Origin of the sequence: Halopseudomonas bauzanensis, assembly GCF_900114735.1 — a bacterium.
GTDB lineage: Bacteria > Pseudomonadota > Gammaproteobacteria > Pseudomonadales > Pseudomonadaceae > Halopseudomonas > Halopseudomonas bauzanensis.
Genome location: NZ_FOUA01000001.1, coordinates 310,412 through 321,558 on the forward strand (window position 1 = coordinate 310,412; position 11,147 = coordinate 321,558).

Below are 11,147 nucleotides of genomic sequence, written 5' to 3' on the forward strand. Positions count from 1 at the left end.
CTGCCGCTAGCGGCGCCGTAACGGCCATTCGATGACGAAGCAGGCCCCACCGAGGGTCTGCGACGCTTCAGCTCGTGCCCTGCCGCCATGCCAGAACATGACGCGGCGCACAATCGACAAGCCGAGCCCATAGCCCCCCGATGAACGTGTGCGACTCAGGTCCATGCGCATGAACGGTGTGAAGACTTTCTCCCGGTAGGCCTCGGGAATACCCGGGCCGTCGTCCTCGATGGATATCCGACACATGCCATGCTGCACCTGGGTAGTGAGCCTGACCTTGCGGACGGCATGACGCATGGCGTTGCCGGTGAGATTGGTAATCGCCCGCTGAATGTAGCGCGGCTCGGCATCCACATGCCGGCCCAGCCCCCAGGTGTTGTCTACATGCTCCAGCTCGATGCTGGCATCCAATGGCGCCAGCTCGGCGATGACATGCTCGACCATCCGTGGAATATTGGTGCCTTTCATGGTGATGGCCGGCGCGCCTTGCTCCAGCCGCGCATAGGTAAGGATCTCATCCACCAGCCGGTCCAGTTCGTTGAGGTCCCCATCCATCCCTTCGCTGAAGCGCTTGCGGTCTTCAGCGGTTTCAGCGGCGTCGAGCATTTCCAGACCAAAGCGCAGACGGGCCACGGGCGTGCGCAGCTCGTGGGATACCGCCCCGATGGTTTCTCGCTGAATGCGCATCAACCGCTGCACATGGCCGGCCATTTCATTGAAGGCTCGGGCCAATCGCCCCACCGAATCCTGGCTGTGAATCTCGACCCGCGCGTCGAGATTGCCGCCACTGATCCGCACCGCAGTGGACTCCAGCGTCATCAGCCGCTGTTCCAGCTGACGTACCAGCAGATAGATCAGCAGACCGATCAGGGTCAGCGCCAGTAACCCCATGATGATCAGCAGCTCTGGTGGATAGGGGCGCATCTGGTACAGCGGCCCCAGGTGCAGGATCCACTGTGTATCGGGAATTTTCAGATAGAGCATCACCGAATCGCCATCCGGCCCGAGGGTCATCACGGTATCGCTTTCATCCAGGCGGCGGATCTGGTCCGGATCCAGATCCGACTCGTGTCGACGGGTAAGCTGCAACGGGTAACCGAAGCCCTTCTCCCTGCGCAGCTCCTGCAGCCGGGCCGGCATGTCTGCCTCCGGCCGGCGTACCAGTTCGTCGGCGATGAGAAAAAGCGTTGCCCTGCCCAACTGCTCGGAAATGCGCTGGATATCCGCCATCAACACGGCTTCATCGGCCATATCCACCAGCGCCAGCACCCGTATCTCATCCGGCTCGGCGGGCTCCACCAGGACCCGGCCACGAATCAGTTTCGTCCGACTGGATGAGTCCAGCCGCAAAGATTCGATGTTCTCGATATGCAATGGCACACCCATTAGCCGTTCCCACAGACTCAGTACGCGCTGGCGCTCGGACGTGTCCATCGGCTGGAGATTGTCCGCCATCATCCGAAAGGTGCCGCTGGCGATACGCTCGCGGTAGTCTCCGGCCCGCACCCCGTTGATCAGCTGAATACTCAGCAGACTGACCAGCGATACCGTGACCAACACCAACAGCATCCCCCCGTAGATGCGCAGGAAGATTGAGTTCACGGCAGATCCGGCTCAGGGGCGACGAACAGATAGCCCTTGCTGCGTACGGTCTTGATCAGTCGCGGCATATCAGGATCGTCACCGATTTTGGGCCGGATGCGCGAGATGCGTACGTCGATGGAGCGGTCCTGGCCGTCATACTCTATACCGCGCAGGGCGACGAAGGTCTCTTCACGACTGAGAGTGCGCCCGGCGTTGCTGGCCAACAACCAAAGCAGATCGAATTCGGCGCCGGTCAGATCGATCAACTCATTGTTCAGCCAGGCTTCACGACGAATGTTGTCGATCACCAGGGCACCGAAGGCGAGCCGCGTCGAGGGGGCCGCCGGGGCGCCGGCTTCGGCCCGCCGCAGCAGCACACGGATACGCGCGAGCAGCACCTGGGGCCGCACGGGTTTGCTGACGAAGTCATCCGCGCCCTGCTCCAGACCCTGGATATGATCCTGATCATCGTTGCGCGCGGTCAGCATCAGAATCGGGCGGGCGAAACCGCCCTCTCGCAGGCGACGGCAGATCGACAGACCATCTTCGCCCGGCAACATCAGATCCAGTACCACCAATGCCGGGGGGTTGGCCAGAATACGCTCGACCGCCTCTGCGCCATCTTCGATCAACTCGACCTGCAAGCCCTGCGACTGCAGAAATTCGCCGATCAGCGCTGCCAGCTTGATGTCGTCTTCGACAATGACAATACGTTCTTTCTCTGCGTGCATTCCCACTACCCTTGGGTTACATCCGGAAGGAGACGCAGATTGTATCATCGGCAATAGAAAAGGCCGGCGAAATGCCGACCTTTGTCTGAGGGGAGTGGATCAGGCCTTGTCGATCTGGTCCTTCAATGCGCTCTTGGCGCGCCCTTTCACCTGCTGGGCTTCACCCTTGCGCTCCTGCATGCGACCTTCGGCGCGTGTGCTCGGCTTGCCACTGGCCTGCTTGCCCTTGCCCACGACTTCGTTCACTTTGCCTTTCATCTTGTCTTTTGCTGCGGTCATTATTTGAACCTCTGTCAGCTGAGTACATAATATCCGACTGGGCGAAGCGACAAGGGTTCAGTTATTTCACCAGCAGGACCGGCACGTTCACATCATGCACCACCCGCGTGGCGACTGACCCCATGACCAGATTGCCCAGGCTGCCCATGCCGCGGGTGCCCATGACCACCGTGTCGCAGTTATGCCGCTTCACCGCCGCGACAACTTCGGTAACCACATCGCCTACCGTCTCGTGAGTTTCATAACGCACGGAGGCGGCCTGCAGCATCTGCACCGCTTCGGCATTGATTGAGGCCGCGTGTTTCAGCGCTCCCTGACGGAGGTCTTCCAACATCGACGCAGGGACGTAATTGCCGTACAGATTGGCTTCCCGCTGGACGTTCAGCACATGCACCAGGATATCCGGATAGGCCTTGGCGGCCTCGACCAGATAATTCACGGCGCGCTTGGCGGAATCGGATCCGTCGAATGGAACCAGTACGTTCTGCATAATCTACTCCTTTCTCGTGTTCTGCTCTGCCTTGAGCATAGTCCGTAAACCCTTATCCCGCATTTGATCTGCGTCAAGGATGGGCAAAAAGGCCGCTTGGCTTATCAAGCGCACCGGCGCGGTGCGGGCGTACTCATCCCGACCCACAATCTGGATTATGTTTTCCTGATAACCTATTGAATAAAAACGTAAAAATAGATATGGCGAGAAAATTGCTATGTAGAAAGTGCCAACCGATCCCTTTTGCGGATCATCGACACGGAGTAATACATTAAATGAAAAAGCTCACCATCTGCATAGCCACCATCAGCACGCTGGGTCTCTCCAACCTGAGCCATGGCGAATCCTTCGATACTGCCGTCGGCCAGATCGATACCAGCATGAATGTCATGCTGGCGACCGACTATATCTGGCGCGGCCAGTCACAGACCGCCGGCAAGGGCGCGATTCAGGGTGGATTGGATATCAGTCATGAAAGTGGCCTGTTTATCGGCACCTGGGCATCGAATGTGGATGACGAGGCGTTTGGCGGGGCCAGCGTCGAATGGGATTACTACGCCGGCTTTGCCGGCGAGCTGACCGAGGCGCTGAGCTATGACCTGACCTGGATCGCCTATGAATATCCCGGCGGCGATGATGTGGACACATCCTACGAGATCATCAGCACCCTGGGGTTTCATGACCTGACGCTGGGCGCCAAGTATGCCTACCACCCGAGCTCGGCCATCTACGGTTTCGTCGGGTATGAATTCGCCCTGCCGTGGGAGACCACACTTGGGCTGCATTATGGCTATACCGATAGCAAGGACAGTCTGAGCGAGGTGGAGAGCGGTGAGAGCTACCAGGATTGGGCGGTGTCGGTGGGCAAGACGGTGATTGGTCTGGACCTGGCGTTGATGTATTCGGACACCAGCCTGAAAGATGGGACCTGCGAGGAGTGGTATGGCAAGGCGACTTACTGCGATGCCAATGTCACCTTCTCGGCGTCGCGGTCGTTCTGAAAAGCCCGCGCTCCGGGCATTTCATAAAGCAGCGAAGGCCGGGCTGATGCCCGGCCTCCAGCAAAGAGGTAACTCAGGCCCGCGGCAGGGTAACGCCGCGCTGGCCCTGGTACTTGCCGCCCCGATCCTTGTAGGACACTTCACAAGCTTCGTCGGACTCGAAGAACAGCATCTGCGCCACGCCTTCATTGGCGTAGATCTTCGCCGGCAGTGTGGTGGTGTTGGAGAACTCCAGAGTAACGTGACCTTCCCATTCCGGCTCCAGCGGGGTGACGTTGACGATGATGCCGCAACGGGCGTAGGTACTCTTGCCCAGGCAGATGGTCAGTACGTTACGCGGGATGCGGAAATATTCCACGGTGCGGGCCAGCGCGAAGGAGTTCGGCGGAATGATGCAGACGTCACTCTTGACGTCGACGAAGCTCTTCTCGTCGAAATGCTTCGGGTCGACGGTGGCCGAGTGGATGTTGGTGAACACCTTGAATTCATCGGCGCAGCGTACATCGTAGCCGTAGCTGGACACGCCGTAGGAGATCACCCGCTCGCCCTCCTCGCCACGTATCTGACGCTCGACAAAGGGCTCGATCATCCCATGTTCCTGGGACATGCGGCGTATCCAACGGTCCGATTTGATGCTCATGGGTTTGTCCTGATCCAAGCGTTGAAAAGAGGGCCTGCATATTACCGGGTATTGGGCGGACACTAAAGCCTCGGGCAACATCGTCCGCCTTTCGGGTGTAGCGCCCGGCGCCATGGGCGGTGGATCAATCCTCGCTGATGCTGATATCCGGCATGGCGCTCTGGCCGGCGCGGGCGGCGATGCGGGCGCCGACATGGCGGGCCATGTCCTGGTAGATCATGCTGATCTGGCATTCCGGCTCGGCGATGACCGTGGGTTTGCCGCCATCGGCCTGCTCGCGGATCATCATCGACAACGGCATGGATGCCAACAGGTCAACGCCGTATTCGTCCGACAGCCGCTCGCCGCCACCCTCGCCGAACAGGTGCTCGGCATGGCCGCAGTTGGAGCAGATGTGCACGGCCATGTTCTCCACCACACCCAGTACTGGAATATTGACCTTGCCAAACATCTCGATGCCCCTGCGCGCATCCAGCAGGGCGATGTCCTGGGGAGTAGTGACGATAACCGCGCCGGTAACGGGTACTTTCTGCGCCAGGGTCAGCTGGATGTCGCCGGTACCCGGCGGCATGTCGATCACCAGATAGTCCAGGTCATCCCAGGCGCTCTGGGTCAGCAGTTGCATCAGGGCGCCGGAGACCATCGGCCCGCGCCAGGCCAGAGGGGTATTGTCATCGGCGAGAAAGGCCATGGTCATGACCTGCAAGCCGTGGGCATGGGGTGGAACAAAGAATTTCTCGTCGCGTACCTGGGGGCGGGTACCGGAGGGCACGCCCAGCATCATGCCCATGCTGGGGCCATAGATATCGGCATCCAGTACACCGACCCGCGCTCCTTCACCGGCCAGTGCCAGGGCCAGGTTGACGGCGGTGGTGGATTTGCCGACGCCGCCCTTGCCCGAGGCAACAGCGATGATGTTCTTGACGTTGGCCAGGGCCGGAATGCTGCCCTGCGCAGGAGCGGCGGGCACTTCCCAGCGCACCGTGATGGCCGCCGAATCCACACCCGCCACATTCTCGACCGCCACCTTCAGCATCTCGCCGATGCCATTGACGATGTTGTTCGCCGCATAGCCCAGCACCAGCTCGGCAGTCACCCGGTTGCCATCGATCTGCAGCGACCGCAGACAACCCGAGCTCAGCAGGTCGGTCTTGAGGTAAGGGTCCTGGTAGCTGGCCAGGGCCTGTTCTACAGCGGAGCGGTCAATCTGCGTCATGGCGTACATCCTATGGGGAAACAATACCCCACATGCTACTGCCTGGAGCGCCGATTGACCACGCCGCAGAGCGGTCAGGGAGTTACCGACTCCGCAGCATCATCACTGGCGTTGTCGGCATGGTCCAGCTCGGGCTGCGTTGGCGACTCGCCCGGTGCGATGCTGTCATTGGTCTCGGTGGTCGGTACCGGCTCGTCCGCCGACTCGGGGGCGCCCTCCTCGACCAGTTCAAGCAATGCATTGAGCAGGTTCTCGCCCCGGTCACCGACCATGTCCACAAACACATCACGTACCGGCAGGCTGCGCTCACGGAACACCGCGCGCTCCTCGGGAGTGAGACGGATGACTTCGATGTCGCTGTTCTCGGTGATGATGTTCAGCCGCTCGGTGTTCAGCCGGGTCTGGACCTCGTGAATGTAAGGCACCAGCTCGACAACGGCATCTTCGATGACCTGCTCATGCTCGTCGGACAGGTTGTCGTACCAGTCGGCATTGGCCATGACGGTAGCGATGAACTGGGCCTGGTTGGCAAAGATCATGTAATCCTGCACCTGGTAAAAGTCCATTTCCTGGTGGGCGAACACCGGCTGGATGTTGCCGTCCAGCTGTCCCAGTTGCAGGCCGCTGTAGAGCTCGCCGTATTCCATGGTGGTGGGGTTGGCACCATAGGCGCTGTAGGTCTCGCGCAACAGCCGGTTATCCATGGTGCGGATGGCCAGCCCGGCGAAGTCCTCGGGAGTGCGTACCGCCTTGTTGGCAGTCCAGACCTGCCAGCCCTCGGGCACGATCGCCAGGGGATGCAGACTGCGTTCCCGGAAGGAGTCGATCAGATCATCGTTTTTGCGAAACGCTTCGTCATTGAGGATCTGGGTGTTGCTCAGCTCATCGTCGGTAAGAATGAAGTTCAGACTGAACAGCTGAGATTCAGGCACCGTGCCGCCGAGAAAGCCTGAACCGAACGCCAGTTGAACTGAACCAGCCTGCACCTGATCATAAATATCGGTGAGACCGCCAAGCTGGCCGTAGGGAAACAAGCGGACTTCCACTTGCCCGTCAGTCTTTTCACTGACTATTTCTGCGAAGCGATTGGCGTATTCATATTGCACACTGCCTTCGATTTCTTCCAACCCGAAACGCCAGACTTCGACCTGGCCGGTTGCCGGTTGTTCATCCTTGGCAGTCTGCGCTTTCTGCTGCTCATCGTCTCCGCCACAGGCCGTCAGAATCAAGGCCGCAGCGCCTATCCATCCATTTCTCCATTTCATGGAACATTCCTCATCTATTGTTCTTGTAACCACAGGAAACACTATCACAGGCTTCGCAGATGTCCATGTTTGGGCCGTGCAATTGAAAAAAAGATCCTGTATTTTTGAAAAACAAGCGCAGCGGCGGCGATTATCCTTCGTACAAGAATGATAAACTTAGCAGCAGCCGAACCAGGAAGGAGTGTATGCCCAAGCCCGCAGACTCGACGGCAAGCCCTGTTGTCCGAGCACTGAGCACCATCGACCGCCTCACCGAAGGGGTGGAAAAACTGATTCTCGGCGGCAGCGTACTGTTTCTGACTGCTCTTCTGGTACTTCATGTGCTGGCGCGGCAGCTGTTTGACAGTGGCATTCCCGGCCAGGTCGAGCTGACCCAGTTCAGCCTGGTCATCATGACCTTCGCCGGCCTGGGTTATGCCGTGCGCCGGGCACGCCACATCGCCATGTCAGCCTTTTATGATCAGTTGCGCGGCCGACCACGCAAGGCATTGCTGGTATTCATCTGCCTGGTCTCGGGCGCAATGATGATGTTCTTCGCGTGGCATGCCTGGGGTTATGTCAGCAGTATCCGTGCCGTGGGCCGTACGTCCTCAGCGCTGGGCATTGCTCTGTGGATTCCCTATCTGATGGCGCCGATCGGCTTTGCCCTGGCCGGCATCCAATATTGGCTGACGGCCACGCGCAATCTCACCTCCCGGCACATCTACCGCTCCTTCACCGAGCTGGAACGCTACGACGACGTGCCGACCGAGGGTGCGGTCGAGACTGGGACCAACTGATGCTGACGCTCACCCTGATTGTGACCGTGATCCTGCTGCTGATGGGCTTTCCGATGATGCTGCCGCTGCTGGCCGCCAGCCTGATGCTGCTGTTTCTGGTATTGCAGATGGACAACGTCGGCCTGCTGATTGGCCAGATGATCAGCGGGGTGCAGAGCTGGGCGCTGGCCGCCGTGCCGCTATTCATTTTCGCCGCTGACATCATGACCCGCGGCCATACCGCCAACCGCCTGCTGGATCTGGTGCAAAGCTTCGTCGGCCATCTGCGCGGCGGACTGCCAATCACCACGGCCGCCAGCTGTACACTGTTCGGTGCGGTGTCCGGCTCGACCCAGGCAACGGTCGTGGCCATGGGCGGGCCAATGCGCCCCAAACTGCTGGAAAAGGGCTACTCGGATAAATTCAGCATGGCCCTGATCATCAATGCCAGCGACATTGCCCTGCTGATTCCGCCCAGTATCGGCCTGATCATCTACGGTGTGGTATCGGGCGCCTCGATTGGCGACCTGTTTATCGCGGGCATCCTGCCCGGGCTGCTATTGTTGGTGCTGTTTTCGATCTACTGCTGGATCGCCTCCACCCGCATGGGCATCGAACCCGAGCCGAAGGCGACCTGGCGATATCGTTGGCAGGCGCTGAAGAGAGCCGTTTTGCCGCTGGGCTTTCCGCTGGTAGTGGTAGGCGGTATCTATGGCGGTATTTTCAGCCCAACCGAGGCGGCAGCCATCGCGGTGCTCTATGCCGTGATTCTGGAAGTCGTGATCCTGCGGTCGGTCAAGATCACCGAGTTGTGGGATGTCGCCCTGTCCACTGGCCTGATCACCGCCGTGGTGTTCATTCTGGTGGCCGCGGGCAATGCCTTTACCTACACCATCTCATTTGCCGGCATTCCCCAGGCGATCCTCAATCCGATCATTGCCGATATCGGCCACAGCCAGGTGCTGGTGCTGTCGCTGATTGCGGTGTCCTTCTTCATCGGTTGCATGTTTGTCGACCCCATCGTGGTGATCCTCATCCTGACGCCGCTGTTCAAGCCGGCGGTGGCCGCTGCCGGACTGGACCCGGTGCATGTGGGCATCATTGTCACGCTGCAGGCGGCCATCGGCTCGGCCACTCCCCCCTTCGGCTGCGATATCTTCACCGCCATGGCGATATTCCGTCGCCCCTACTTCGATGTAATCCGCGGCACACCGCCATTCATCGCCCTGTTGTTGCTGGCGACCATCATTCTGATCCTGTTCCCTTCGATTTCCCTGTGGCTGCCTTCTCTGGCGAACTGATTACAAATTGACACTCTTGTTTGAGACAGTTCTGCCGATAAGGTGGCGAGTAGCACTTTGAGACCCCATGTCTCAGGTGACTCATGGACGAAACATAACAATGCTCCGGAAAGGGGCAATGGGGGAATCATGCAGGCTATCTCCACACCCAACGACACCCAAACCGCTATACGTTTTTCCCCAGCTGGCGCCGTTACTGGTACCGGCGTGGCACTGGCGATCTGCATTCTCGGCCTGGGCAGCCTGCTGCTGTGGCTGGGGGACGGCCTGATCCGCACTCTGGCGCTGGGTCTGATGGCTGTCTCATTGTGCTTCATCTGGCAACTGGTGCGACAACCACAACATACAAGCCCTCTGGCCGAGCGGCTGGAGCAGGCCAATGCATTGCAGATCAACCTGGCCGTAGCGACCCTGCAGGATGACTCTGCCGCCAGTCAGGCATTTGCACGCTTCAGCGCCCGGCTGCGCAGCATGCTGCTCGATCTGCAGCATCAGAGCATGAGCATCGCCCTGGCGTCAGCACGCAACCGGGTACTGACCGAGCACGCGGAACGCGAGGCCAAGGCGCAACAGCAGCTATCCGAGCTGATCTTCCAGGCCAGCGACCAGACCAGCAGCGCGCTGCAGGATATCGCTGCCCGCACCAGCAATATCACTGGCATGACGGCACGCAACCTGGATGGTGCCAAGACATCCCAGGCGCAGCTGAGCGAAGCCTGTGAACGCATGCAGCAGATCAGCGAGGCGATGACCGGCTTCAAGGCCAATATCGACGCGCTGGGCGCCAGCTCGGGGCAGATTCGCAAGATTCTGACGACGGTTCAGGATTTCTCCGCGCAAACCAATATGCTTGCGCTGAACGCGGCCATCGAAGCGGCGCGGGCCGGCGAGCAAGGCCGTGGCTTTGCCGTGGTGGCTGATGAGGTGCGTAACCTGTCGATCCAGGTCGGCAATGCCGCGGACCAGATCGACCAGCTCATGGGGCAAATGCTAGGCGCGATGAACGGTGCCGAGGAGCAGACCCTGCGCATGCAGCAGCAGTCGGACAGTGCCGGGGGCGCGGTGCAAGCGGCGGCGGCCCAGTTTGGCCAGATGGTCGAGGACTTTCAGTTGACCAATGATGACCTGCTGATGGTCAGCAGCGCCCTGGAAGAACTCGCAGTCGGCAATCAGGAGACCCATCAGCACAGCAGTGCCATCCGGGACAGCAGCCTGGGGATCAGCCGAAGCATGGAGCAAAGCTTTGTGCTGGCGGATCACCAACGCGATGAAAGCAACGCAGCGCTGCAGACACTGAGCCTGGTCCGCCTGGGCGAAGGCCGGCTGGAACAGGTTAGCGATATATTGCTCGCGCGCCGCAGCCGGCTGGAATCCGCGCTGCAGGAACTCACTGAACGTGGCGTGGATGTGTTCGACCGCAATTACCAGGCAATCAATGATCAGCCGGGCAAACACCGGGTCAGTTGGGCAGAGCCCTTCCGCCAGTCGGTCCAGCCGCTACTGGATGAGTGGGACCGCGGCGGTGAGGATGGTGTGCTGTACACGACGGCCATCGATGACCACGGTTACATGGCTGCGGCACGAACCGCCGCCTCCCAGCCGCCGAGCGGCGATCCCCGCAAGGATGCCATGCGCAGTACCCATATGCGCTTCACTGTCAGCAATCCGGTGGAGCTGGAGAATCTGCGCAAGTGCACCTATATAGGCATGGGCACCTTCATCCTGCCCGATGGACGCCCGATCTTCGTCCTGTTCGTCCCCCTGATGCTCAATGGGCGGCGCTGGGGCACCCTGACCGCCGGGATTCTGCCGGATGCCCTGGGATTGCAGTAACGGAAGCGTGCTAGCCCCTGGGAGCGTCGAGCACCAGCTCGATGAGCGG

The 11,147-nt window shown here is 60.0% G+C and carries 11 protein-coding genes; 4 read left to right on the forward strand and 7 right to left on the reverse strand.

The features are described 5' to 3' along the window. Window positions 1–6: 6 nt before the first annotated feature. The 4 genes from BM267_RS01485 to BM267_RS01500 all read right to left on the reverse strand — a co-directional run bounded on the left by BM267_RS01485 (window position 7) and on the right by BM267_RS01500 (window position 3,084). Window positions 7–1,602 carry an ATP-binding protein gene (locus tag BM267_RS01485; RefSeq protein ID WP_074778279.1) on the reverse strand — a complete coding sequence of 532 codons (1,596 nt, stop codon included), beginning with the start codon at window positions 1,600–1,602 and terminating at the stop codon, window positions 7–9. After that, entirely contained in the window at window positions 1,599–2,315 is a 717-nt protein-coding gene (locus tag BM267_RS01490) for a response regulator (RefSeq protein ID WP_074778277.1), read from the reverse strand. Before BM267_RS01490 ends, BM267_RS01485 begins: the two co-directional genes overlap by 4 nt. Before the next feature lie 99 nt (window positions 2,316–2,414). Next, on the reverse strand, window positions 2,415–2,594 hold the full coding sequence (locus tag BM267_RS01495; protein ID WP_074778275.1) for a CsbD family protein: 180 nt from the start codon (window positions 2,592–2,594) through the stop codon (window positions 2,415–2,417). A gap of 61 nt (window positions 2,595–2,655) precedes the next feature. Further along, window positions 2,656–3,084, reverse strand: a complete 429-nt coding sequence (locus tag BM267_RS01500; RefSeq protein WP_074778273.1) for a universal stress protein — start codon at window positions 3,082–3,084, stop codon at window positions 2,656–2,658. A gap of 275 nt (window positions 3,085–3,359) precedes the next feature. Between BM267_RS01500 and BM267_RS01505 the strand changes: the two genes are divergently transcribed. Next, window positions 3,360–4,085: a TorF family putative porin gene (locus BM267_RS01505; RefSeq protein WP_036993465.1), complete on the forward strand. Its 726-nt coding sequence runs from the start codon at window positions 3,360–3,362 to the stop codon at window positions 4,083–4,085. A 73-nt stretch (window positions 4,086–4,158) separates the two neighbouring features. Here the strand turns inward: BM267_RS01505 and dcd are convergent, their stop codons facing one another. From dcd to dctP, 3 genes are all read right to left on the reverse strand, one after another. Continuing rightward, entirely contained in the window at window positions 4,159–4,725 is a 567-nt protein-coding gene (gene dcd / locus BM267_RS01510) for a dCTP deaminase (protein ID WP_036993466.1), read from the reverse strand. 124 nt (window positions 4,726–4,849) lie between these two features. Continuing rightward, window positions 4,850–5,941 carry an iron-sulfur cluster carrier protein ApbC gene (gene apbC / locus BM267_RS01515; RefSeq protein ID WP_074778271.1) on the reverse strand — a complete coding sequence of 364 codons (1,092 nt, stop codon included), beginning with the start codon at window positions 5,939–5,941 and terminating at the stop codon, window positions 4,850–4,852. A 74-nt stretch (window positions 5,942–6,015) separates the two neighbouring features. After that, the gene (gene dctP, locus BM267_RS01520) at window positions 6,016–7,206 is read right to left on the reverse strand and encodes a TRAP transporter substrate-binding protein DctP (protein WP_083392396.1); all 1,191 of its coding nucleotides are present in this window, start codon (window positions 7,204–7,206) and stop codon (window positions 6,016–6,018) included. A gap of 185 nt (window positions 7,207–7,391) precedes the next feature. Here dctP and BM267_RS01525 point away from each other — a divergent pair, with 185 nt between their 5' ends. From BM267_RS01525 to BM267_RS01535, 3 genes are all read left to right on the forward strand, one after another. Beyond that, window positions 7,392–7,985, forward strand: a complete 594-nt coding sequence (locus tag BM267_RS01525) for a TRAP transporter small permease (RefSeq protein ID WP_074778267.1) — start codon at window positions 7,392–7,394, stop codon at window positions 7,983–7,985. Then, the gene (locus BM267_RS01530; protein WP_074778265.1) at window positions 7,985–9,265 is read left to right on the forward strand and encodes a TRAP transporter large permease; all 1,281 of its coding nucleotides are present in this window, start codon (window positions 7,985–7,987) and stop codon (window positions 9,263–9,265) included. Before BM267_RS01525 ends, BM267_RS01530 begins: the two co-directional genes overlap by 1 nt. Before the next feature lie 129 nt (window positions 9,266–9,394). Next, window positions 9,395–11,098: a methyl-accepting chemotaxis protein gene (locus BM267_RS01535; protein ID WP_074778264.1), complete on the forward strand. Its 1,704-nt coding sequence runs from the start codon at window positions 9,395–9,397 to the stop codon at window positions 11,096–11,098. Window positions 11,099–11,147 lie beyond the last annotated feature (49 nt).

What these genes read in the sequence shown, in the direction of transcription:
- BM267_RS01490 (WP_074778277.1), bottom strand. Translation starts at nt 2,315, where the DNA reads ATGCACGCAGAGAAAGAACGTATTGTCATTGTCGAAGACGACATCAAG.
- BM267_RS01495 (WP_074778275.1), bottom strand. Translation starts at nt 2,594, where the DNA reads ATGACCGCAGCAAAAGACAAGATGAAAGGCAAAGTGAACGAAGTCGTG.
- BM267_RS01500 (WP_074778273.1), bottom strand. Translation starts at nt 3,084, where the DNA reads ATGCAGAACGTACTGGTTCCATTCGACGGATCCGATTCCGCCAAGCGC.
- BM267_RS01505 (WP_036993465.1), top strand. Translation starts at nt 3,360, where the DNA reads ATGAAAAAGCTCACCATCTGCATAGCCACCATCAGCACGCTGGGTCTC.
- dcd (WP_036993466.1), bottom strand. Translation starts at nt 4,725, where the DNA reads ATGAGCATCAAATCGGACCGTTGGATACGCCGCATGTCCCAGGAACAT.
- apbC (WP_074778271.1), bottom strand. Translation starts at nt 5,941, where the DNA reads ATGACGCAGATTGACCGCTCCGCTGTAGAACAGGCCCTGGCCAGCTAC.
- dctP (WP_083392396.1), bottom strand. Translation starts at nt 7,206, where the DNA reads ATGAAATGGAGAAATGGATGGATAGGCGCTGCGGCCTTGATTCTGACG.
- BM267_RS01525 (WP_074778267.1), top strand. Translation starts at nt 7,392, where the DNA reads ATGCCCAAGCCCGCAGACTCGACGGCAAGCCCTGTTGTCCGAGCACTG.
- BM267_RS01530 (WP_074778265.1), top strand. Translation starts at nt 7,985, where the DNA reads ATGCTGACGCTCACCCTGATTGTGACCGTGATCCTGCTGCTGATGGGC.
- BM267_RS01535 (WP_074778264.1), top strand. Translation starts at nt 9,395, where the DNA reads ATGCAGGCTATCTCCACACCCAACGACACCCAAACCGCTATACGTTTT.